Source organism: Maribacter luteus (genome assembly GCF_009674825.1).
Lineage (GTDB): Bacteria > Bacteroidota > Bacteroidia > Flavobacteriales > Flavobacteriaceae > Maribacter_A > Maribacter_A luteus.
Window position 1 is genome coordinate 134,406 of sequence record NZ_WKJH01000001.1, and the last position, 25,346, is coordinate 159,751.

General features: G+C 39.8%; 19 protein-coding genes. 4 read left to right on the plus strand and 15 right to left on the minus strand.

The features are described from left to right. The first annotated feature begins 2 nt into the window (after positions 1–2). The 3 genes from GJ691_RS00540 to GJ691_RS00550 are packed head-to-tail and all read left to right on the plus strand — an operon-like array spanning position 3 to position 1,787. Positions 3–599, plus strand: a complete 597-nt coding sequence (locus GJ691_RS00540; RefSeq protein ID WP_154362685.1) for an RnfABCDGE type electron transport complex subunit G — start codon at positions 3–5, stop codon at positions 597–599. A 5-nt stretch (positions 600–604) separates the two neighbouring features. Next, positions 605–1,210 (plus strand): RnfABCDGE type electron transport complex subunit E, encoded by a 606-nt coding sequence (locus GJ691_RS00545; RefSeq protein ID WP_154362688.1) that lies wholly within the window; start codon positions 605–607, stop codon positions 1,208–1,210. Position 1,211: 1 nt separating this feature from the next. Beyond that, positions 1,212–1,787: an electron transport complex protein RnfA gene (locus GJ691_RS00550; RefSeq protein WP_109648965.1), complete on the plus strand. Its 576-nt coding sequence runs from the start codon at positions 1,212–1,214 to the stop codon at positions 1,785–1,787. A 284-nt stretch (positions 1,788–2,071) separates the two neighbouring features. Here the strand turns inward: GJ691_RS00550 and GJ691_RS00555 are convergent, their stop codons facing one another. The 13 genes from GJ691_RS00555 to GJ691_RS00615 all read right to left on the minus strand — a co-directional run bounded on the left by GJ691_RS00555 (position 2,072) and on the right by GJ691_RS00615 (position 20,961). Beyond that, a complete protein-coding gene (locus GJ691_RS00555; protein WP_154362690.1) occupies positions 2,072–2,812 on the minus strand; it encodes a rhamnogalacturonan acetylesterase in 741 nt (246 codons plus the stop codon). After that, entirely contained in the window at positions 2,809–4,827 is a 2,019-nt protein-coding gene (gene pelA / locus GJ691_RS00560; protein ID WP_154362692.1) for a pectate lyase, read from the minus strand. Before pelA ends, GJ691_RS00555 begins: the two co-directional genes overlap by 4 nt. Positions 4,828–4,841: 14 nt before the next feature. Beyond that, positions 4,842–6,494, minus strand: a complete 1,653-nt coding sequence (locus GJ691_RS00565) for a glycoside hydrolase family 43 protein (RefSeq protein WP_246200067.1) — start codon at positions 6,492–6,494, stop codon at positions 4,842–4,844. 2 nt (positions 6,495–6,496) lie between these two features. After that, the gene (locus GJ691_RS00570) at positions 6,497–8,110 is read right to left on the minus strand and encodes a DUF5060 domain-containing protein (RefSeq protein ID WP_154362694.1); all 1,614 of its coding nucleotides are present in this window, start codon (positions 8,108–8,110) and stop codon (positions 6,497–6,499) included. Further along, complete coding sequence (locus GJ691_RS00575; protein ID WP_154362696.1) at positions 8,107–9,150, minus strand: Gfo/Idh/MocA family oxidoreductase; 1,044 nt, start codon at positions 9,148–9,150, stop codon at positions 8,107–8,109. Before GJ691_RS00575 ends, GJ691_RS00570 begins: the two co-directional genes overlap by 4 nt. A gap of 32 nt (positions 9,151–9,182) precedes the next feature. Continuing rightward, positions 9,183–10,592 carry a Gfo/Idh/MocA family protein gene (locus GJ691_RS00580; protein WP_154362698.1) on the minus strand — a complete coding sequence of 470 codons (1,410 nt, stop codon included), beginning with the start codon at positions 10,590–10,592 and terminating at the stop codon, positions 9,183–9,185. 11 nt (positions 10,593–10,603) lie between these two features. Further along, the gene (locus GJ691_RS00585) at positions 10,604–11,830 is read right to left on the minus strand and encodes a glycoside hydrolase family 88/105 protein (RefSeq protein WP_154362700.1); all 1,227 of its coding nucleotides are present in this window, start codon (positions 11,828–11,830) and stop codon (positions 10,604–10,606) included. Positions 11,831–11,857: 27 nt separating this feature from the next. Then, positions 11,858–13,078 carry a glycoside hydrolase family 88/105 protein gene (locus GJ691_RS00590; protein ID WP_154362702.1) on the minus strand — a complete coding sequence of 407 codons (1,221 nt, stop codon included), beginning with the start codon at positions 13,076–13,078 and terminating at the stop codon, positions 11,858–11,860. Positions 13,079–13,103: 25 nt separating this feature from the next. Then, positions 13,104–13,493, minus strand: coding sequence for a cupin domain-containing protein (locus tag GJ691_RS00595; RefSeq protein WP_154362704.1), 390 nt, complete (start codon positions 13,491–13,493; stop codon positions 13,104–13,106). Positions 13,494–13,554: 61 nt separating this feature from the next. Continuing rightward, positions 13,555–14,544: a DUF4861 family protein gene (locus GJ691_RS00600; protein ID WP_154362706.1), complete on the minus strand. Its 990-nt coding sequence runs from the start codon at positions 14,542–14,544 to the stop codon at positions 13,555–13,557. Positions 14,545–14,702: 158 nt separating this feature from the next. Then, positions 14,703–16,319, minus strand: a complete 1,617-nt coding sequence (locus GJ691_RS00605; RefSeq protein WP_154362708.1) for a RagB/SusD family nutrient uptake outer membrane protein — start codon at positions 16,317–16,319, stop codon at positions 14,703–14,705. Positions 16,320–16,329: 10 nt separating this feature from the next. Next, positions 16,330–19,491, minus strand: coding sequence for a SusC/RagA family TonB-linked outer membrane protein (locus tag GJ691_RS00610; RefSeq protein ID WP_154362710.1), 3,162 nt, complete (start codon positions 19,489–19,491; stop codon positions 16,330–16,332). 30 nt (positions 19,492–19,521) lie between these two features. Then, on the minus strand, positions 19,522–20,961 hold the full coding sequence (locus GJ691_RS00615) for a glycoside hydrolase family 28 protein (protein ID WP_154362712.1): 1,440 nt from the start codon (positions 20,959–20,961) through the stop codon (positions 19,522–19,524). Between the two features lie 292 nt (positions 20,962–21,253). Between GJ691_RS00615 and GJ691_RS00620 the strand changes: the two genes are divergently transcribed. Then, on the plus strand, positions 21,254–22,282 hold the full coding sequence (locus GJ691_RS00620) for a LacI family DNA-binding transcriptional regulator (RefSeq protein ID WP_154362714.1): 1,029 nt from the start codon (positions 21,254–21,256) through the stop codon (positions 22,280–22,282). Here GJ691_RS00620 and GJ691_RS00625 read toward each other — a convergent pair. Both GJ691_RS00625 and GJ691_RS00630 read right to left on the minus strand, forming a co-directional pair. Continuing rightward, positions 22,277–23,890, minus strand: coding sequence for a UxaA family hydrolase (locus tag GJ691_RS00625; RefSeq protein WP_154362716.1), 1,614 nt, complete (start codon positions 23,888–23,890; stop codon positions 22,277–22,279). The two genes, GJ691_RS00620 and GJ691_RS00625, sit on opposite strands and share 6 nt — an antisense overlap. Positions 23,891–23,900: 10 nt before the next feature. Then, complete coding sequence (locus tag GJ691_RS00630) at positions 23,901–25,343, minus strand: tagaturonate reductase (protein WP_154362718.1); 1,443 nt, start codon at positions 25,341–25,343, stop codon at positions 23,901–23,903. Between the last annotated feature and the right edge of the window lie 3 nt (positions 25,344–25,346).

The following is a 25,346-nucleotide window of genomic DNA, read 5'->3' on the forward strand; positions in this document are numbered from 1 at the left end:
TTATGAGTAAGAAGGAATCAACATTTTTGAACATGGCCCTGGCACTTATCGTGATAACCTTAGTGGCCGGATTCTCTTTGGGTTTTGTCAATGACCTGACCATGGGACCAAAGGCAGAAGCCAAATTGGCGAAAAAAGTCAATGCCCTTAAGGCCGTACTACCGGAATTTGACAATGACCTTGTATCCGAAGTAGTTAAGATAAAAACCCCAATAGCAAAGGATAGTGTAGAAGTTTACCCAGCTTTTAAAAGTGGAAAATTCGTAGGAGCCGCCGTTATCGGTGCTTCGGAAAAAGGCTTTAGTGGCTTGGTGAAAATCATGGTAGGATTTAAACCTGACGGAGGCATTCAAAATATCGTCGTACTTGAGCAGAAAGAAACCCCTGGACTTGGTACCAAAATGAAGGAAGAAAAATTCTTGGGACAATTTCGCGACAAAAACCCCTCCGACTATAACCTAAAAGTCTCAAAAGATGGTGGTGAGGTCGATGCTTTGACCGGAGCTACGATAAGTTCAAGGGCCTTTACCGAAGCTGCCCAAAGCGCCTATGACGAATACATGAAAATCAAGGATTCTTTAACCAAATCGAACAACTAGAAATTATGGCCAATACCATTGATCAAAAGCAAAATTTCTTAAAAGGTATCGTCAAGGAGAACCCCATCTTTGTAATGCTTCTGGGCATGTGTCCTACTTTGGGGGTTACTTCATCGGCCTTTAACGGATTCGGTATGGGAGTTGCCACCTTATTCGTACTCTTAATGTCCAATACGGTCGTTTCCCTTGTCAAATCACAAATACCGAGTAAGGTCAGGATTCCTGCCTTTATCATCATAATCGCTTCTTTCGTGACCATAGTTGAAATGGTCTTGGAAGCTTTTATCCCCTTTCTTTACGAGCAACTGGGCATCTTTATCCCCTTAATCGTGGTAAACTGTCTCATTCTAGGAAGGGCCGAGGCCTTTGCCTCGAAAAATGATTTAAAATCCTCGGTGTTGGATGCACTTGGCATGGGACTGGGTTTTGTACTTGCGCTTACCGTTTTGGGTATAACCCGAGAAATTCTGGGTAATGGAAGTATTTTCGATTATAAATTCGTTTCAGAGGATGCGAATACGTTCATCCTTTTCATTCTACCTCCAGGAGCATTCATAGCCTTGGCCTATCTATCAATCTTGTTTAATAAACTAACCGCTAAAACAGCTTAGAATGGACTATATCGTAATACTCATAGCCGCTGTATTCGTCAACAATATTGTACTATCGCAATTTTTGGGCATCTGCCCCTTTTTAGGCGTTTCCAACAAAATATCGACCTCGGTGGGTATGGCAGGTGCCGTAATGTTCGTAATGACCATTGCAACGACCGCGACCTATCTGTTACATAACTATATTCTACTTCCTGCAGGGTTGGATTATCTACGGACCATAACCTTTATCCTGGTAATTGCCGCTTTGGTGCAAATGGTAGAGATCATACTTAAAAAAGTGAGTCCACCTTTATACCAGGCTTTGGGGGTTTTTCTTCCACTGATTACCACGAATTGTGCAGTCCTTGGTGTTGCTATCCTAGCTTTGGGTCTCGAAAACAGCAGCCTCTTAAAGGCCGTTTTCTTCGCTTTCTCCAATTCTCTTGGATTTGGTTTGGCTTTGATCGTCTTTGCCAGTATTCGCGAATATCTAGAACTCGCCAATATACCTGAAGGTATGAAAGGGGTTCCTATCAATTTGTTGGTAGCCGGACTATTGTCCTTGGCCTTTTTAGGTTTCACAGGATTGGTGTAATCGAAAAATGTGACCAAAAACAAGCCATAATAGCACAACCATTATAAGTTGAAAACCAAAATCCAGCAACCTGGGTCTTGGGTCAGTTTATTTGTTAAATACCTACCTTAAAAACAAATCAATATACGCTATGGTAGACTGAAACCAATGGTGATACAAACAAAATGAATGAGTCGCATCCTTAAATTCATGAACCTCTGAATAATCCTGTTCTTATTACGGATTATGGTATTCCAACCCCCGGGGTAATTACCAAAATAACCCAAAAACCTTTTGAATCGACTTCATGGTTTCAGCATACCCACCAATGGAAGTCCTAAGGATCTTAGCTCATCTACGACCAATCTTGAAACCGACAATGCCCCTTTTTTGGACAAATGTGTATTGTCCTCCTTTCCGTTTGGATAGTACGGATGCTCCCCAGGTTTAAAGTGAAGGTGTAGTTTTTTGGACCCTTCGGGGCCACAGGAGATTTCCAACTCCTCGGTTAAATATTGAAGGTCAACAAATGGAACCTTTAATTCCTGGGCCACCAATCGTACTTCCATAGGATATTCGCCGTGTGTATCGACCAAAGTCCCAAATTCATTGAAATTTCTTCTTGCAATGGATGAAAAAAGTATTGGGATTGCCCCCTTTTCCCTTGTTTCCTTGACAAATCGAATCAAATTATAACGATAGGCAGTATGTGGATTGGTATAACGGGTCGAATCCTTTATCTTTTGATCGTTATGTCCAAACTGGATGAACACATAATCATTTGGTTTTAATACTTTGCAAACCGAATCCCATCTTTTCTCATTGATAAAACTTTTTGAACTCCGACCATTAACGGCCCTATTGTCTATCTTCACTTCCTTGGTAAAAAAAAGTGGCAAAACCTGCGCCCAACCACGTTCTGGATTTTCATTGGGATTATCCTTGTTCGCCATTGTCGAATCCCCAATACAATAAATCGTTGTCTCCTGTGCATTGCCGATTGCACCTAGGAACACGAAAACCATCAAAAATACTTTTACTTTCATTTCCTGAAATTCAAATACCATGGTTTACCCTCTTTTTTTTGATTCCCAAGAATATTCCCAACTGTGTATTTTTTAGCTTCCGATTTTTTTATCTGATAGGACCACCCCACCCGTTTACCGGGTTGAAATCCTGGCCCGCTGCAATTATATTCCGCGTAGAACGTCTCACCCATGGCTTTCTCGTTAGACCAATTATCCCATCCCTCTGGGATGATATGATCTCCCATAAAACAATTGATAAAAACGGTTTTTGCATACGTTCGCCATGGTCTGCCTAAGTATACTTTACCCAATCCCGGAGTGCCCGTAAGTTTACAACCCTTGAAAACATAGCCGAATTCCATATTTTTTGAGGTAGAGGCAGCCGTGATAAAGGAATCTGATTTACTGTGGATTACACTATTCTGAAAAAGTGCTGTCGCCTGTCCAAAAATAAAGTCGGTCGTTCCTTCGATATAGCAATCCTTATAGTATTGCCTAAAACCTTCCCCTGTGGTATATAAGGTATCTTGATTTCCTTTGATTTTACAATTCTCAATTAAAACGCGGTCCGCATTTACCGCTAGGGCCACAGCTTGTCCTTTTTGGCCGGCAGTATTTTGAAAGGTAAGGTTTTCGGCATAAAAGTCATTGCCCTGCACCAAGAATGTAGGGGTATGGAAGGTACTGTTTCTTCCCAGATTCAATCTTTCAAAATAATCATCATAAGTAATGATGGTCTTATCCTTATCCTCCCCAATGATCGACATATGTGTATTCCATTCATAAACCTCAACTTTTTCCTTATAAATTCCATTTTTTATCTTGATGGTTACGCGCCTGTCAGGAAATCCCTTGGCACTATTGATGGCCTCTTGGATTGAGGTGAAATCTCCTGTGCCATCCTTGGCCACAACCATATTGTAGATATCGATATCCCCTTTTGTTTTGGCCTTTCCCATGATTTTAGCCTTCCACTTCGGATATTTTACCAATACCTCTAGAGGTTCATCGGTATACCATTTATAACCATTTCTACGCTCTTCCCCTATTTCTTCTATGCTTTCTTTTTTAATGCCATCACGATCACAGAAAAAAGGTCTGTTATCCTCTAATTCCATAAACCTGGCCCAAAGGGGTTTGGCCCCAGCGTCAGGCACCATTATTTTTTTTATCAATTTACCGTTGTCATTATAGACACGCTCTTCCCGTAACCCTTCAATTTTTGTTTCCTTAAACCATTTCACGGCGGATTCAATCGCTGCTACAACCTCGTCTGAAGGGTTTTCAACACTTAAAAGAAGTAAAACGATCTTTGCGGATTCACTCCCACTTAATGAAGGCAACTCATATGATCTTGCTTTAGCAGGAAGTAAGGTGTTTTCATCATGTTGGGCACACCACACGGTCAACTTTCCGTTTTGCACATATTGTGTTTTCAGAATGCAATCAATACCTTTTTCAAAGGCCAGTCTAGCCTTCTTGACTTTTTCGACAGGTATATCGAGATGTACGAATCGCTTTGAACCGGCAATATCCTTTAGGATACGAAGCACATTTACCATGGCGTCATCATTATAGGTTATGTGCGTATAATAGCCCTTGCGCAAAGGGTAGAATTGCGGCCACCCCCCATTTTCGTACTGGGCATCCAAGAGATAATCCAAACCCTTTAAAAAGGCCGTTCTATATTGCCCATTTTTGGTTTGTTGGTACATTTTGGACAGGAATATCATTTCTTGGGTAGTAGCCCCATTGTCTATGGTACATCCTCGAGGTATTGATTTCAGTTCATTCAATTCACGCTTTTTCCCTTCAGAAAAGGGCTTGTGCATTTGAATGTTCTTTGGCCACCCCCCAATATCCCTTTGAAACAACAAAACATTCCCTGCTACCGCCTTAGCCTCAATTGTAGCAAACCAAGAACTGTCTTTCAAGTGGGTAATTTCTTTCCACGAAGCATCCAACACCTGTGTCTGTGTATAGGTGATGTTGGTTAGTATAAAAAACAGGCTACATCTTAAAAAATTGAACATATATAAAAATTTAATCAGGGCGTAAAACGAATCCAATCAATATCTAAATACCCCGCATTATTGGTTATACCTTTCCTTTGGGCAAAATACCCGATCTTGGCTCCGATCCACTTCCCTTCCCGGGCTACGAATCCTTCCCCAACATTTTTAAAAGTTTTACCGTCCTCACTAAAACTAAATAGACACTTTCCCCCTTTATTGACCACTATTCTTAAATACAGTTCATTGGACTTTACCTTATAGGATTTTCCCACTGTTTCAATACCTTTCAAATCGGCATTATCACAGATTACCTGAGAGACATACAATTCATCTTTCTCCTGTTTAACTTCGAGGTAAGCATAAGATCTTCCCATTATCAAAAAGCCTGCTTTCTCACCATCTTCATGAGCGCGGAAAGCTACCTTTGTTGTTGCTGTGAATGTTTCGGAGGGCCATTTTTGTAATAACAAATTCGGAACATCCCATAAATTAGTTACCCCTTCAGGAATTGCTTGGCAAAACAGTCTAAAATATCCGTTGGAGGTCGGAAATCCCCAATACAACTTCGGGTTTGCATGCCATTGCCATTGCAATTCGAGTGAAGTTGTATCAAACCCATCTGAATCCGGAGGGGTTACTTTAGGATACATTTTACCTACATTGGGTTTTTTATACCCCAATACAGGCACACCAATACCATTGCCCTGATCCTTACCGATAATGGGCCAATCGTTTTTCCATTTCATTGGTTGTAAATGAACAACACGGCCATAAGCCCCTTTATCCTGAAAATGGATAAACCAATCCTCACCCGTAATCGTATCGACCCAAGCACCTTGATGTGGGCCGTTTATAGGTGTTGCACCTTGCTCCATCACAATTTTTTCTTCATAGGGCCCTAAGACATTTTTTGACCGCAATACCAATTGCCAACCAGTAGAAACACCTCCTGCCGGTGCAAAAAGATAATAGTATCCATTTCTTTTGTAAAATTTAGGACCTTCGATCGTGGGTTGTTTTTCATGACCATCAAACACCAAAACATCATTTTCCACAGTTCTGGTAGCATCAGGTGACATGGCACAAACCATCAGCATGCTCTTTATTCCCGCCCTGCTTCCTGCGAAGGCATAAGCTAAATATGCTTTTCCGTCTTCATCCCATAAGGGAGCAGGATCAATCAACCCTTTTCCACTTTTTATCAATTGGGGTTCTGACCAATTGGTATTGGGATCATTTGTCTTGATCATGTAAATACCAAAATCCGGATCTGGATAAAATATATAATACATGCCTTCATGAAATCGAATACAAGGTGCCCATACCCCATTAGCATGCTGCGGCATATCAAAAACATCCAAAGGCACTTGTTTTGGCAAAGCATGGTTTACCAACTGCCAGTTGACAAGATCTTTCGAATGAAGAATAGGTAATCCCGGGATACAATTGAAGGAAGATGCAGTCATATAATAATCCTCCCCTACCCGAACTACATCTGGGTCGGAATAATCAGCATGCAAAATCGGGTTGACATACGTACCATCACCTTGATCGGATTGCCATACTTCCGATATAGACTGTTGGGTTTGTCCTAAGAGCCATATTGGGGCCATAAGGAATAAAAAACAATTCTTTGTAACAAAAATCCCATATGGCACCAATGCACTTTTACTTCTACGTACCATAATTAATCCGTCTCAGTAATTCTTAGAGCTATATAGGGTTTTAAGGGTAAACGAACTTCTTTCATATCCTTATCAAAAACACGATACCCGTCTACTTTCCTGGTCTCAAAAATCTGTGGATCTGCTGTAATGGTCATATCCCAAGCATCAATAATGTCTACCTTGAATTTGGCACCGGGTTGTAATCGTTTTTTATCCCCATTTTTTATAGGAAGGGAGAATATCCAGGACTCGTTCATTTCTTCCCCGAAGTAGACCAGATAATATCCCTTACCTGCTGATGATGTTTTTAGATCCCGACTGATATCGGACATTATCAAGGGCCCTGGAGCGTCTTCCAAAATATTTCGTAAAAACGAAATCCGTTTCCAGCTACTTCCTTTTAAAGAACCTCCATCTGCCCAAAAAATAGTATCCTTTTCGCCACTATACATGTAGGTCTCCCCATGGGTTACGTAACCCCCTGAGATAACTCCGTTCCAAACCATATTTGTCATTTTCTCTGGGCTCAACCTTCCCCACCGTTGCGATAAATTACCTTCATAACCCACTTCATCCAATACAATAGGTTTCTTATAGATATTCCTTAAAGTTGCCGTGGAATAGGAGTTGAGGACCGGGGCCTCATCCTGAATACTGACATGGGTCAACCCTGGTTTTGTATAATCATAATATACCGACGTAGGACCATGAATAGAACACAAGTGACCGTATGGGTCGTTCTTACCCACTGTTTCTATTAGGGCATCCCAATCGGCAACAGACTTTGATTTTAGGAATTTCCATTCATTCGCAATCGACCACCATACATTTTTAAAGGAAGCCAAACGGGCCGTAATATATTCCAGATATCGAACATCCATTTTTTCTGACATTGAATCAAAACCCCAACGTCCTTTGTCATAGGGATGGAATAGGATCAGATCGGCCTGTATTCCCTGTGCGGACAATTCGTCGATTCTTTTTTCCAAATGCTGAAAGAACTCCGGGTCAAAACGTTCAAAATCCCATAAAAAAACTTTATTCCCCTCTTCGTCCTGTGTCATTTTCTTTATCTTAAATGGATAACGAAGTGGTTCTTCATGCACCAATTTGTAACTCTTTGGAAACACACACATCCTTACTTTATTAAAGCCTGATTTTTTTAAAGTCTCAAGTGTTATTTCTTGAAGTTCCTCTCCCATGTGGATCCATGCATAGGCCGTGGTACCGAAAGGGTAATACTGCTTACCATCGGCATATTTGAAATGATACGTATCGGCAACCCTTACTATACCGTGGTTTTCACCTGTGGCCCTTACACATTCAATATATCCTTTCTTATTGTCGAATTCCTTGATATTACTAGTAATCGTATAGTTCCACCTACCAATTTCTTGAGGCATAAAACGAATCTTGTACGTATTATCCCCATCGTAAAAACCATTTATTAAAAACGTGGTGTCGGCATTATAGAACTTGGCCCTAAGTTCTACATCAGTAAACCCATTACCTTGTATACGATGGTTTAAACTAATCTCAAAACGGTTCCATTGTTCAACCTTTTCCTGTGAAAAAACAGCTGTTTCACTTAGGACAAACAGCAGACCGGCAATCAGTATTTTGGAAATTTTCATAAATCAATTGTTTTCTTTTCTATATTGCTTTTCTGGGCAGCCTCAATAACCATAATTACATGCATAGCCTCTGTTGCCGTGATGTTTAACGGTTTATTGTTTCGAATTGCCTCATATATTCCTTTATAATATTCCATATAATCACCGCGCAGTGTCGGAATCTTTTTCTTAACAATCGCCCCTTTAATTTCAGTATGCAATAGTCCTTCTTGACTTTTAGGCTCAAGGCCCCAATCCTTTGTACCCGGTATTTTACCGGCTTGTAACTCTGCTTCTTGAACGTCGCCCTTGGGTTTTATAAACGACCCCTTGGTACCGTGAATGACAATTCCCGGTAATGCCTCTTTCACATAATAACTCGACTTTAAGGTTACCCTATGCGAAGCGTAGAATAGTTTAACATCAAAATAATCCACTACCCTTGAATTAGGGCGTAACGAATCCAAGTCAGCAAATACTGCCTTTGGCATCCCAAACAAATGAATGGCTTGATCAATTAAGTGGGAACCCAAGTCGTACAAGCTCCCTACACCCTCGGTAGGTATTTCTTTGTGTGTTTTATAGCTCAGTTCCGGATCAAAACGGTCATAACGGATTTCCGCATCCACAACTTTTCCCAGCAAACCATCCTTTAGCACCTTTTCGACCGTTTTACAGTCGCTGTCATATCTTCTATTATGATAAACGGATAGTTTAACACCCTCCTTTTTGGCTAACCCGATCAATTCCCTCGCTTGGGATGATGTGGCCGTAAAAGGTTTTTCCACGATGAGATGCTTCCCTGATGTTATCACCTTTTTGGCATAATCATAATGGGTAACACTAGGGGTATTCACAACAACCAATTCTATGTTGTCATCTGCCAATAATTCTTCCAAACTTCTAAAAGTCTTAATGTCGGGGTATCTTTTCCGTGCATTGTTTTTGGTCCGCTCCCAAACCCCATACAACTCAAAATTTGGATTTACGGAAATAAACGGGGCATGAAAAACCGAACCACTAATACCAAAGGAGCATATTGCTGTTTTTATAGGTTTCATAAATTGGTTTTATTATTAGCTAAAAGTGATCCTTATTTTTTGATACTTTTTATTCTCTTGGCCTGAGGAACCAAATCGGTTAGTTCCCCTATTTTGATCGGATTCCCCGTCTCAATACTATTTCGCGCACCAATTCCGATAAGTATGGACATGATACCATCCCTGATCCCTGCTGATCTGGCATAAGGATCTTCTGTTTCCGGGGTTTTGAATATTTTATCATGCAAACGTTTATCCCCTCCTCCATGGCCACCTTTCTCAGTAGAAACCGTTATAGTGTCAAAATCATTCCAAAGTTTATGTACGATTATGTTTTCTGACATCGCCTCTTCCACGGCATTTTGCTCCATTTCCTTGGCATGCATTTCTGCTTGGTCAACGTTGGTATTTATGTTATAGGGTATATCCAAGGATGCTTCAATCCTACCTTTTGTTCCGTTAAAGGCTATCCTCCAACCTTCAAAAGGTGAATAGGTGGTTAATGAATAATTTACGGTAACATCATTGGCATATTTGATCTGTGCCGACATTTTATCATAAATATCTATTTCGTCCCTAAACAAACAATTATCCCTGATATAACCATCGTGGTTTTCGTTGGCCACATATAGATCCATTAATCTTTGGTTCTTGGTGATATCGAAATAATACTCACAATTTGCCTTGTGCTCACAGGTTCTACAACTTGCACCCTTAAATGGTCCATTTGAACCATAATGTTCCAAATTACCATATGCGAATACCTCACTTGGGTCTGCATTCAACCACCAGTTCAGAAGATCAAAGTGGTGCGTGGCCTTATGTACCCATAGGGAACCTCCTTTATCCTTTAAACCATGCCATCTCCGAAAATAAGAAGCCCCATGATAGGTGTTCAAATACCAATGAAAATCAACCGACGTTATATCCCCAATCGTATTGTTCATCAATAGCTCCTTGATTTTGGTATTATATGGACTCCATCGATAATTGAACCCGACGATTAGATTTTTTCCAGATTTTCTTTCTGCATCCAGTATTTTTTGAGCCTTGTCCGCATCGGTTGTAAGTGGTTTTTCCGTTAATACATCACAACCATTTTCCAATCCCTTGATAATGAACTCATGATGGGTGGCATCAACCGTGGTCACGATAACCAAATCCGGTTTGGTCTTCTTCAGCATTTCATCAAAATTGGTGAACAAGGGACATGTAACGCCAATATATTTCTTAGCATAGTTCAATCTACCCGAATTCACATCACTTAAACCTACAAACTCCAAGATATCGGAATATTCATCCACCAATCTTTTACCCCAAAAACTCGTGCCACGGATACCGGTCCCAACAAGTACGACCTTAAGTTTCCTTGATTCTCCAAAACCAAAAGATTGAACTGGAAAAGCACTGGCTGCTGCCAACATGCTTATTGATGTCAAAAATTTTCTTCTAGAATTTCTCATGTGGCTATATTTTATTTATCAAGTTCCAATGCTGCGAATATAAATGGACCGGTACCCTTGGGGTCGTTCGAACGAATGATCTCATTAATATAGTAGTCAAAGCTACCGTCCCTGTACGGATCTCCACCTAAACCGGCCACACCGCAACATTTATTCAGGTTAATGACCCCATTGTCCTCAATGGTAATAAACTGCTCTATAATGCCCTCAAAACCTTTCTTGGCATAATTGAGATATTTTGGAGGGATATACCCCTTATTGGCGGCTTTTGCCAAGGTATAGGTAAACATAGATGTACCCGTTGCCTCTAAATAATTTCCTTCTTTTTCGGGCATATCAAGTACTTGATACCAAGCACCTGTCTTATCCTGATACTTTACAATGGCCTCAGCATACCCATTTAAATACCCAATAATACGATCCCGGCCAGGATGGTTCTCTGGAAGGTAATCCAAGACATCTACCAATGCCATACCGTACCAACCCATACCCCGTGACCAAAAATTTTCTGAAAGTCCGGTTTCCTTATCTGCCCATCTCTGCGCTTTACTTTCATCCCATCCGTGGTAATACAGTCCCGTTTTAAGGTCTTTATTATATTTCTCAATAAGATCGAACTGCAATACTATTTTATCCAAAACTTTTTCGGCTTCAGATCCGTCCATAAACTCCATCGCATAGTTCGCATGAAATGGTTCCGCCATAAAAACACCGTCTAACCACATTTGATAAGGATAGCGTTTTTTATGCCAATAACCACCTTCCGAAGTAGTTGGCTGACCTTCTAACTGAAGATGTAGGGAATCCATCGCCGCTTTAAATCTCGGTTCTTTGCTTTTTTGATACAAGTAGAAAGTGACATCCCCGGACTTGATCATATCCAAATTGTAATTACTTAATTTATAGGTTTTTATACTACCATCACTATTGATCATACGATTACCATAATCATAGATATAGTCATATAGTTTTTCGTTCTTTGTCTGAGTATATACCCTTGACATGGCCTGTAGGACCAAACCGTTAGTATAGCTCCATCTTGATTTCTCTTGGAAATCGAGTAGGGTTGGATCCGGGAAACGATGTATTTCCGAAAGAGCCATACGTTCTGACCATTTTAGATTGGTCGGGACCGACATTTCCACGGATGTGTTTTTTGAATCCTTACTTTTTGAAGCTTCCTTGCAGTTGCAAAAGAAGAAGAGAAGAATAACGATTGGAAGATAAATTTTATTCATTTGGATGTGTGTTTTTTGTCTAAAATATTATTGGTCTAGTGAGAGTGCTGCTAAAATGAAAGGGCCGGTACCATGCAGATTATCAGTCTTTATCGTCTCACCAACGTAGTATTCAAAAGAGCCGTCACGATATGGATTACCTCCCAGGCCTGCACTACCGCAAATTTGGGTCAAATGAATTTCACCATCTTCTTCTATTTTCACCAATTCACCAACAATGCCATTAAATGCTTTCTGGGCCAAGGAATAATACTTTTCAGGGAGATAACCCTTTGTATGCCCTTTAGCAAATGCATAAACGAACATACATGAAGCAGAGGCCTCCAAATAATTACCTTCTTTATTTGGTAGGTCGGTAACTTGGTACCAAAGACCCGTATTATGCTGATGCTTGGCCAAAGCCCCCGATAGCTTATTTAAATAACCTATGATTTCATCGCGTCCTGGATGTTCCTCAGGAATAAAATCAAGTACATCTACCATGGCCATCATGTACCAACCCATTGATCTTGACCAAAAACCTGGGGATTTACCCGTTAGTTTATCCGCCCATTCCATTTGTTTACTTTCGTCCCACGCATGGTAGAGCAAACCGGTTTCTTGGTCATAGGTATTTTGGTACACCAACCTGAATTGTTTAACGATGTCATCAATTTTATCGGCATTCTCAAAACGAGTGTTATAAGCCGCGTAAAATGGGGCTCCCATATACAACCCATCCAACCACATCTGATTGGGATATATCTTTTTGTGCCAAAATCCACCAGATTTTGTCCGGGGATGTCCCTTTAATTGTTGTCTAAGGGTCGTTAAGGCATGTAGATAACGCTCGTCATTCGTTTTATCATAAAGGTAAAAAAGCATTTTACCCGAATTGATCATGTCTATATTATAATCCTTCAACCGGTAATTCAGGATTTGACCAGAACTATCAATGACTTTTTGGGAATACGCCTCCACATAATCACTGTATTTTATATTTCCGGTTTTCTTCAAGAGCTCTTCGAATGATGTACATAGTAGTCCTATCTTGTAATTCCATTTTACAACCGAATCATTTTCTGTCTGCCATGCCTCTGGATGACGTTTTATTACCGAAAGTGCCATACGTTCAGACCACGGCAAACTATCTGAAATGACCATAGGATTCAAAGGTTCCTGCTCATTGGGTGCCTTAACTGATTGCTTACAGCCAAAAGACAACAATAAGAACAGAACCAATCCGACGATTTCAAATCCAACCTTCATAAACTTATGGCTAAAAGCATTCATTCTAATCCCTGTTATATTTTTTAATGACTAAATACTTTAATTGCGTATCACCAACATTTCGTATCCCATGCATTATATTCGGAGGACAGTATAAGCTCGTATACGGTGGAACGGTAACCGTTTTTCCATCTAGAAAAAACTCCGCCGATCCTTCCAAAATGAAAAAAAACTCATCCTCTAGGTGTTTGTGTGGCGCATGTGTTGCCTTATTAGGTTCAACAACACTCATTTTCAACGTTCTGCCATCCAATAAATCCTTATCGGCGAACCAATATTGGTAACCGACTTCAGTCGTGTGTTTTTTGTCCAAATCAAAAGTGTTCACACAATTCTCGATAGTGAACACTTTTTCTTGGGCTGTTAATGTCTGTATCAATAAGAATACAAACATGAAGCATGTAAAAGAATGGTTAATCGTAATAAAAAAGTGCTTAGTATGTGTCATAAATGTTTTATTGGCTTAGTAAGGTCAACGATTCATCTAGATAAGTGAAAAATTCGGTTTTATTTTTCAAACCGTCCTTTTCCTTTTCCCATGCCGCGGCAAAATAATAGGTAATCGGTTCGTTAGTAGGATTAAAAACCACCAAATGGTCAAACTCGGAATCGGATATTTTTTCAACATCATGGACTTTATAAAAAATGGCCATTCCCAATTGATCGGGAACCAAGGTCTGTTCGCCATATGTAGCTATATAGCCCCATTTCCCATTTTTACTTTCCTTTTTGACAAGGTCTATATCTTCAAACTTTACGATTCCGGTACTAAGACCCAAAGTACTCTTTGAAGGGGTTAAAGTAGCCTTCGTCATTCGTGAATCAGGTTCAATGAAAAGTTCCGCTTTTAGGTCCATGGTGTTATCCATAACGGTCCATCCGTAATAATCGACAACAACACCGGATCCTCCTTCCGTATTCATTATCCTAGCCGTAGTGGAATCTACCTTATTGAAATGGGCCACATTATTATCCCCATCAAAAAGACCATACGACCCTATACCCAAGGATTTACCGGCCTTAAGGATATCTTGCCCCCACTCACTGTCCTCATGATACGAATCATAATTATCCAAACCTACTTTGGATAGCACCATGGTATCAACCTTTTTTCCGAAAATATCAATGGCATTTCTCCAATCCAAGTACAAACGGTACCCAACCTTATTACTTTCCCATCCAGGACCTTCATAACGAACATAGTATGAATGATCCGTAAGACTGTCCGGTGCTTTCAGGAATTCAACATTTTTGAACGTAAAGGCCTCACCAACATATTTTTTCCCTTCCCATTGACCACCCTCTTTAATGGATATCTCTGCATAGGTTTTTGCACCCATTTGATTTTGGGTAGTTTCCTTTGAAAGAACCTTGGTTTTAGGCTCTTCCTTACAAGCAAATAATATCATTAAAAATAGAAATAAAAGAAGTGCTGTTTTTTTCATGCTATTGAATATTTTTTAATCTGGACACATATGCACTATGAATCCGAAATTGACAAATAGAACAGGTCTTTAAGGTATGCTCCTATTTAAGTTAAATAAGGGATCTGATAAAATCACTTTCACCAAATCCCTGAATTAAACTAACTCAAACGATAATTCTAATTATAAGCGGGATTTTGAGCAAAATCTTTATTTAAATTTAAATCCAAGGCCTTTTGGGGAATTGGCCTTAAAATCTTAAGTTCCCCTCCGGCTCCTGCAAAATTGCCTTCTTGAATCAAATAATGATGAAGTGAAGCCCTTTCCACTAATTTTCCAGTACGTTTTAGATCAAACCATCTATGATATTCCCCTAGAAGTTCACGAGCTCTTTCATCCAAAATATAATCAATATCCAAATCACCGATTTCCGCTGGAGCGACACCTGCACGTTGCCTGACAACATTGAGCCTGTTCAAAGCAGTTGTTGGATCTGATGCTTGCAAATAGGCTTCCGCAGCTATTAAGTAAGTATCCCCAAGTCTTGAGAGAATAATATCCCGAGTGCTTGTTTCTTCACCGAATTGTGCTTCTGGATCATCGAATTTCTTAACTGGGATAGTTTCATAATCCAAACTTACCACTTGCGCGGAATGCGTACCATAGGAATGATATTCGAAATCCTGAGTTAAAGCATGGGTTGTAACGTAAGCCAAGCTGTCAGCTGTTGTGAACCATTGTGGTTCATAAAAATCGGTAATGGGCAAACCGCTGTCTGGACCTTCATCGTAATAGTCGAAATACCTCTCAAACACCTCATTCATAAAAGTGGCTTCCCAGCGGGTATCATCTTCGGTGTACAAGCTTAAGGCAAAATCAGTTGGACAAAGGTTATACGTTCTAAATGGTGCATCACCTGCCACTTCGGAACCTCCTAAATAAGGTCCAAAATAAGATGCTTGGCGATTACCCAAAACTGTGGGATCAGTGCTTATTGATGACCCATCATACTGCACGGAGAATATCACTTCTTCATTCTTGTCATTCTTTGGTGTCCAAAGTTCCTCGAAGGTCAAATTCAATGCTTGCCCGTTAATAGCATCATCAGCATAATCTGCCGCAGTGGAAAAATCCGTGGAAGATCCAAATGATTCATATCCTTTAGTCAAATATACTTTAGCCAGTAAGTGTTGAACGGCCCTTTGGTTCACCCTTCCGCTAAAATCTCCAGAGGAGACCGAACCTAAGGCTTCGGTCAAATCGGTAATAATCAAATCATAAACCTCTTCTGCCGAACTCCTGTCAAATTCCAAAACGGGACTATCTATAAAATCCGTTACTATACCAACCCCACCATAGGTCTGAACCAATAAGAAATAGGCATTTGCCCTTAAATACTTGATTTCACCGATCCGGGCCGCTAAATTTGTAGTCTGTTCGGTCTGTTCCGAATAATACAAAGCGGTATTGGCAGTTTGAATGGCTTTATATGCCGTTCTATAAATGTGATCAACACCTTCAGATGAAGCGTTTAACTGGGTGTATTGACTTAACCCAGGTGGTTCTTCGGTCCTACCTGGAGCATAGAGATCGGTACCGGAACAAAACATGAAAGCTTCCTCCCCATAAATTTCCCTAAGTTGGGCATAATTGGCATTGACCAAACTTTCAAAGCCCGATTCTGTCAAATAAAAAGTCTCTGCCGTTGCATTTGCTAGGTTTTCCTCTTCCAGATAATCGCTACAAGAGGTAAGGATCAATCCTAAAAATCCTAAAATGGTTATTATTTTTTTCATCGTTTTTTTTTTAAAGTTTTACACTTAGCCCTAATTGGTATGTAATAGAACTGACCCTACCTATTTCGTAACCTGCAGAAGCCCATTCTGGATCGTAACCATCATAATCCGTAAATACAAATGGATTTAGGACATTAGCATAAATCCTTAGTGATTTTAATCCCAATCTATCCAAGGTGTTCTTCTCAAAAGTATAGCCTAGGGCGATATTCTTGACCTTAACAAAGGAAGCATCCCTATAATACCCTACTTGATCGTTCCTCCAGTACTGACCAGCATTCCTAGCTTGCGGATAACTATTCGAGTACTGTGCTGGAATATCTGCTCCATTTGCAGGAATGTACCAGTCCGCTATGTCTAATTTTTGACGTCCCCTATCCCGAACATCAGTGAAATTTTGGTGGAACTCACTATAGACAAAAACACCTTGATTGGTAATTGCCGAAGCTGAAACATCAAAATTACCTACACGTAGTCTCGTAAATACACTACCCGACCATTTAGGATCTGATGAACCTAAAACCACGCGATCATTATCTATTCCTAGTTTACCTTCCCCTGGACTAATTACACCGTCCCCATTGAAATCAACGACTTTCGCTTGACCTTCGCCTTGACCGTAAGACTCGGCCTGGGCAACTTCATCGGCCTGCCATATACCATCGAATTTATAATTGTACTGGGCATCCAATGACTCCCCGATGATTCTCCAAACCCTTGATTCGTCGGTTGCGAAAACCAAACCTGATTCATCTTGGCCTTGAAAGGATTCTAAAGTATTGGTATTCTTGGTGAACGTAAATGATGTTTCCCAAGAAATATTCTCTGTATCAACATTGAGTGTTCTAAGGGCAACTTCCACCCCCTTATTACTCACTGACCCCGTATTCGAAGTAATCACGGAATATCCCGTTTCCAAAGGCAACGCTAGATCTTCCAATAAATCTTTTGACAATCTATCATAAACATCCACACTACCCGATATCCTATTTCTCAAGAAGCCGAAATCAACACCTACATTCAATTCCCTAGTTCGTTCCCAACCTAAATAGGCATTAGCTAATGAAGAAGGTAAAAAACCGTTTGCGGCACTACCTCCAAAATCATAATAAGTAGATTGATCCAAAATGTTCTTTGTTTTGTAAGCATCTATGTTATTGTTCCCGGTATAACCGAAACTGGCCCTCAACTTTAAATTGGAAACTGTTCCTTGTTCTTTCATAAAAGATTCCTCGCTGATTCTCCAGGCTACAGCGGCCGATGGGAAAGAATCCCATCTCTTACTTTCAGAGAGCAACGAAGAGCCATCCCATCTATTGGATAGGGTCAACAAATACTTATTATCATAGGAATAGTTTAACCTAACAGCATAAGAACTCAAGGTTTGCTTTACAAAATCTGAATTGAGGTTGAACGTGCTTTGTTCCCCAGAACCCAAATTATAAAAACCAGTATCAAAAGGTTGTTTTCTTGAGCTCGAAAATGAACTTTCGTAACGATCGGAATATAAACTCTGAAGTCCCAATAACTTAACATTGTGCTTTTCATTAAAGGTATAATCGATATTGAATTGATTATCCCAACTATAATTGAAGCTTTCTTCTTTTGTCAATTCAGAAGATGGCAAATTATCGTTACCAATACCTGTATTGGTCATGGCTCCCCATGCCCTACCCCTACGTTCTGTATTCAAACCTGCGGAATACGTAGTCTTAAAGCTCAACCATTCCAAAGGACTGTATTGAAAAAACACGTTACCTATACCGTTCCACCTTCTATACTCATCGGTTGAGTTCTCGATTTCCAATAGCGGGTTATAAGTACTTGTTTTATTAATGGCATAATCTCCACTGGTTGGAAACACCAATTTACCCGGCTGTGGAAAAAGCTCGTTGGTTTCATTTCCATTGTCATCAATGGCGTAAGGGGTTAAGAACGGGTTTAATCTAAATGCCTCACGCATAGCCAAATCACTTCCGTCATTTTGAATGGTATGTGCCATTGTCAAATTGATACCAGTAGAAAATTTATCACTGATTCGATGATTAACCCCTACTTTAAAGGTATACTTGTCCAACTCCTCATTTTCAATGTTTCCTGTTTCATTTTGAAGTCCAAAACCAATATTATAAGAAAGTCCGTTATCGGCCCTTCCAGAAATATTCAAATAGTTATTCTGCTGGATCCCAGTCTTTAAAACCGCATCGTACCAGTCAAATACCTGACCATTGTCCGCACGTTGTTTTAAAACTGAATTGGCAGTTCCAACGACTTTCTCCTGTAACAGTTCGGGTGATATGGTCATAGGATCACTAGCAGTTGTTGCCAAATAAGCAGATTGGTGGTAATACCACCATTTCTCACCACCCATCATTTTAGGTAACCGGGCCGTTTCCTTAACCCCTAAATATGAATCAAAGGAAATATTAATCCCTCCTTTCGCAGAAGTACCACTTTTTGTAGTTACTATAACCACTCCATTTGTACCTCTTGAACCGTAAATAGCCGTAGAAGAAGCATCTTTCAAAATATCTATTTGGGCAATATCCTGAGGGTTTAAAAAGTCGATACCATCCGTTGGCACGCCATCAACTACATATAAGGGTTCTGAATCCCCTGTTGTAGAATTCTTACCCCTGATCACAATGTCGAAACCATCTCCGATACGACCCGTAGAGGATGATATTTGAACCCCGGCCACATTACCTTGGATAGCTTCTAAAGGACTTGTAGTATTTCGCTCGGTAAGAGCCTCGGTACCAACCGAAGTAATTGCACCAGTAAGGTCGGACTTTTTTTGTGTACCGTACCCTACAACAACCACTTCTTCAAGAGCCTGGGTATCTTCCTGTAAGGTTACGCTCACCTGGGTTCTTCCGTCAACGCTGACCTCTTGGGTCGAATAACCCAAATAACTCAATACCAATACAGCATTGTCCGTTGTTAAGGTAATTGAATAATTACCATCAAAATCTGTTTGAGTACCATTAGTAGTACCCTTTTCCACGATGTTAACCCCTGGAAGCGGGCCTTGTGTTCCGGCTTCGGTTATTAAACCGCTAACCGTTTCCCCCTGTTGCGCCTGTACATTCCCTACGACCAGTAGAAAAAGAAAAAGGGCACTGGCAGAAATCCATTTAAAGGATTTTCCTTTTGATAAGTTAATTTTCATAATTGTTAATTAGTTAAGTTAATCTTTTAGTTAATCACTAAGAGTTTTCATTAATTTTCCATTGATTATTGTATTGATAAAGTTTAAATTAGTTACGTTTTCAACTGAGTATGCCGAGTCCACTTTTTTGATCGTAACATTCTTCAATGTTATGTCCTTAATCGGCACCTCTTTATATCCCTTAGCCAAAACACCATACTCCCCGCCATCTTCAACAGTTATATTCTCAAGATTTATATTTTGGATCCTAGGTATGAAATCCCCTTCTTGAGCTCCATATATTCCATAGAAAAGATTGATTTTCAGAACAGCCTCCTTTACTTCCCCTACTTTGATGTTTCGCACATAAACATCCTCGACAAAGCCCCCTCTTTTGGTGTTGGTCTTGATCCTGATGGCCCTATCTAAATTTGGACTGTCCATTATACAATCCTCTACAAAGATGTTTCTTACCCCTGCCGAGATCTCACTACCCATGACCACACCCCCATGGCCATCTATCATTCTACAGTTTTGTACTATGATATTCTCACTGACTATACCCACTCTTCTTCCATCCTCATTTCTTCCAGATTTAATGGCAATACAATCATCCCCCGTATTGAAGACAGCATTTTTTATCAAGACATTTTTCGAATATTCCGGGTCACAACCATCATTGTTTGGACCATGGCTCTCAACAACAACTCCGTCAATCGTAACATTAATAGATTTGATAGGGTGTATAACCCAGAAAGGGGCATTAATTATCTTTACTCCTTGTACAAGTACATTCTCACAAGAAAAAGGCTCAATGAACGATGGCCTAAGAAATTCACCTTTTCCAAATATCCTTTGATTCACTGGAACATCGACCTCTGACATTTCCTCCTTTAATTTTTTTAAGGAAGAATGCTGTTTTGGATCGCCTTCTTGCCAACCATAACTATCTTTTCCGCACCATGGCCACCAAAAATCATTACCTGCTTGACCATTTAACACCCCTTTACCAGTGATGGCGATGTTCTTTTTTTCGTAAGCGTAAATCAATGGTGAGAAATTCATTAGTTCAGTACCTTCATAAGATGTATGGACAAGAGGGTAATAGTCATCCAAATTTTTACTGAATAATATTTCAGATCCTGCTTCCAAGTGCAAATTGACATTATCTTCTAAATGTATGGGTCCTGTCAAAAATTTTCCTTTTGGGACCAACACTATGCCACCACCAGCTTCGGAGCAAGCACCCATTACTTTTTTGAAAGCATCCGTATTGTCATAAACCCCGTCAGCAACAGCTCCAAAATCTAGAATACTAAGGGTATCGCCCTTAAAAACAGGTAATGTTATGGAATCAACTATCTGGGCCATTTGCTTCCATGGATCCGATGTTCGACTTTCATTTTGCCTACACGAAACGACAAACAAAACAATACCTAACAAAACCAAACCCTTAACCCAATGCAACTTATAGAATGTGTTTTGTGACATAGAATTTATTCTAAAAAATTATTGTACAACGTGCAATCGATTGCACAATACTAAGAAATAATTTGGCATTTAACAAAATATTTGGATGTAAAAATGTGTTTTTAACAAAATAACACCCTCTATATTCTTTATTTAATGATTCAAAGTTGTCCTAAATGAAATACAACCCATTGCTAAACACTATTTATTCAATAAATACAGTACATTTATACAACAAATACTTATATTGTAATCGATAACACATTTTTGATTTATTTTAACTGTATTATGCCTTTCTTTGACCAAAAAATAAATGAGTAAGAAAACCACCATATACGATATCGCCAAAGCATTGAATATTACTGCCGCAACGGTATCCAGAGCACTAAACAACAATCCTAGGATAAGTGACGATACCAAAAGGATGGTATTGGAGACTGCTGCGGAGTTAAATTACAAGCCCAACAGGTTGGCTATGGCCCTAAAAAGCGGAAAGAGCAAGAATGTTGGAGTAGTGTTACCCTATATAAACCGAACTTTTTTTTCCAATGTCATACATGGCATCGAGGAAGAATTGAATCCTATGGGATATAATGTTATTATTTGTCAAACCCATGAGGATGAGAAAAAGGAAGCAGATGTTATTCAAAACCTTTTAAATGCTCAGGTAGACGGGATTCTCATATCCGTATCCCGAGAAACAAAGAATACGGAGCATTTTAACCAAATATTGAAAAAAAACATTCCGCTTATATTCTACGATCGTAAAATCAATGTTAAAGGAGCAAGTTCGGTAACATTGGATGACTACCAAGGAGCATACGAAGCGACCAAACATTTAATTGACCAAGGTTGCAAGAAAATCGCTCATTTTACCGTTGACCGATCCTTGGAAATATATGAAAATAGAATTCAAGGCTATAAACAGGCTTTGAAAGATGGAGGAATCAAATTCAACATGAACCATGTAGTAACCATTGAAAGTGACATCGAAGCTGGTAAGGAAGCGACCAAAAAGCTAATGGAGCTTGCGAATCCGCCAGATGCCATCTTCTCGGCAAGTGACCCTTGCGCCTTAGGGGCGATTCAACATTTAAAGTCTATCAATGTACGTATTCCCGAAGACTTTTGTGTAGTAGGTTTCAGTAATGACCCGTTTACCCAATTCATGGAATTAACGATAAGTTCTGTTGATCAATCTCCCTTGCTAATGGGCAGAACAGCGGCAAAAGTCTTCTTGGAACAAATTAATGAGGATGATATAAAGATTGAAAAGCAAGTAGTGTTAACCCCTAGCCTCAAAATACGTAAATCATCGATGAAATTAGATTCTGATTTATAAGGAAACCCCTCTTTTCCATGGGATAAAATCATCCTGGCCCAAAGAATCGGCCTTTGACACGATTTCGCCACTTGCCACTTTAATGACATACTCCAAAATCTCTTCTCCCATTTCGGAAATTGATTTTTCCCCACTAATTACCCCTCCTGTATCTATATCGATAATATCGGGCATACGTTCTGCCAAAGTACTATTTGATGCAATTTTCAACACAGGGGCTATCGGGTTGCCAGTTGGTGTTCCCAGACCGGTAGTAAACAAAACGATATTAGCTCCTGAACCAACTAAACCCGTGGTACTTTCAACATCATTACCCGGAGTACATAGTAAATTAAGACCTGGTTTAGTAACGTATTCCGTATAATCCAAAACCGCTTCTACAGGAGAAGTACCTCCTTTCTTCGCCGCTCCCGCGGATTTCATCGCATCGGTAATGAGACCATCTTTTATATTTCCGGGAGACGGATTCATATCAAAACCAGACCCCGCATTCACCACCGATTTTTCATAATCATGCATCAATTGCATAAATCGTTGGCCGTCCTCTTCGTTTACACATCGATTCACAAGTTCTTGTTCAACCCCACATAACTCCGGAAATTCGGAAAGTATGGGAGAGCCCCCCAATGCCGCTAAAATATCGGAGGCATACCCCAATGCCGGATTGGCGGATATGCCCGAAAATCCATCAGAACCACCACACTCCAATCCCATCTTCAATTTAGAAAGGGGAGCAGGTCTTCGTTCTATTCCATTTGCCGTTTTTATGGCCTCGAAAGACTCCTTTATAATCGTATTCAACATATGGTCAACAGTTCCCATTTGTTGCTGTTCATAAATAAGCACGGGCTTTTCTAAATCAGGATCAATACTAGACAATGCTTTTTTAAAGATATCGACCTGAAGGTTTTGACACCCTAAACTCAATACCGTTGCCCCGGCTACATTCGGGTTCTTCACATAACCTGCCAATAATTTGGCCAAAGTCTCCGAATCTTGACGGATTCCACCACATCCTCCTTGATGGGTAATGAACTTGATCTTGATGTTTTCCAGATTAATAGCTTTTTGCCCACCTTCATATACAGGAACATCAGCGGTATTACCGCTAATAAGGTCTCGCAACAACTGTTGTTGCTTACTGACTTTACTTATTGAAAGTTCTTTCTCAAAAATATCTTTTAGGACCTCGATATTCCTGTTTTCACAAAACACCAACGGAAAAAACAACCAAACATTCTCGGTACCCACCTGCCCATCGGGCCGATGATACCCCATAAAAGTCCTATCCTTCCATTTTTCAATAGATGGTGCCGTCCACGAAACGCTAGTAGTCTTTTCCTTTACAGGGTTGGTTTGGTGTTTGACATTCCCAACCGTCAACAATCCTCCCTTATCTATATGGGTGACTGCCCTACCTACTAGGACGCCGTACATGTAGATGTTATCATTAGGTTGTAGTTCGACCAAGGATATTTTGTGCTTGGCTTTGGTATTTTCCAAAATTACAAGCTCATCACCCTCAAAACGTAATTTCTCCCCTTGCTTTAAATCAACAAGAGCGACTGCTACATTATCTTCATTCTGAACCTTGATCAACTTTCGCATAAATGATTATTTACATGTTCTTAAATGCAATAAAACTTTCTTTTATGCCATTCTCATCGAGAAGTTGCAATGCTTTTGCAATATGATTTTTCAAATCATTAACCTGTGTAAGATCCTCTCCCCAGTATTCAGCTTTAGACAATACTTTTTCCGCAATGGCATTATAATTTCCAGACTGCCAAATGCCTTTCATTTCGGCAACGATTTCCGGGTCATCATTGACAGGTAATTCCTTGCCCTCGAAATTCCCTTTATAAAAACGGATCAGACATGCAAAGGCAAAAACCAAATGCACAGGCAAGCTGTTCTTTCTCTTTACAAACTCCAATAAACTTGGCAGTACCCTTACTTTGAATTTTGAAATGGAATTCAAAGCTATACTTGACAACTGATGCTTTATAAACGGATTTCTAAAACGATCGAATACCGCCTTTGCAAAAGCCTCTAATTCTGCCTTGTCCATATCCAATGTTGGTATAATTTCATCGAATACCACTGATTGAATGAATGGTCCGGTGAATTTTTCATCAACACTTTCCTTTACGGTCTGATTCCCGTACAATATTGAGAAAGGTACCATTGCCGTATGTGCACCATTTAATATGCGCACCTTACGGGTTCTGAAAGGCTGCATATCCTTTACGATTTTGACATCTAGATCCGTTTTATGAAAAGGCAATTTTTCTTTTAACCTTTCATCACCTTCAATAACCCATAAAAAGAAAGTTTCAGCACTCACGAGTAACTTATCCTCATAATCCAATTGAGCATTATAAGCTTCTATTTGATCCCGAGGATATCCAGGTACAATTCGGTCTACCAAAGTATTGTGAAAGGTACAGGCATTTAAAACCCAATTTTTAAAACCTTCCCCAAGCTTCCATAGATCAATATAATCGAGTATGATCTTTTTTAAAGTATCCGAATTAAAGTTGATCAACTCACATGGGATAATAGTAAGCCCTTTCTCTTCTGCCCCATTAAAATACTGATAACGCTCATGCAGTAACACAGTAAGTTTGGCAGGATACGAACTTGGAGGTGTCATATCCCTAGCATCCGATGCTACATATGCTATACCCGCTTCAGTAGTGTTCGATATTATAAATTGAAGTTGCTCCTCTTTGGCCAAATCCAAAAAATCTTGAAAATGGGTATATGGATCTATCCCCTTTACGATATTCGTAATAAGTTCTTTTTTCTCAACTTCCCGGCCACCCTTGATTCCTTTTGTAAAAAGGGTATAAAGACCATCTTGATCATTCAGCATGGTTACCATTCCCCTATCAATAGGTTGAACTACAGCTATACCTGCATCGAAGTCCACTTCTTGATTCAATTTCTGAACAGCATAATCCACAAAAGCCCTTAGAAAATTTCCCTCACCAAACTGAACAATTTTGATAGGGTGCTTTTCTTCTAAACCAAGATTTGCCCTATTTAATACTATCATTTA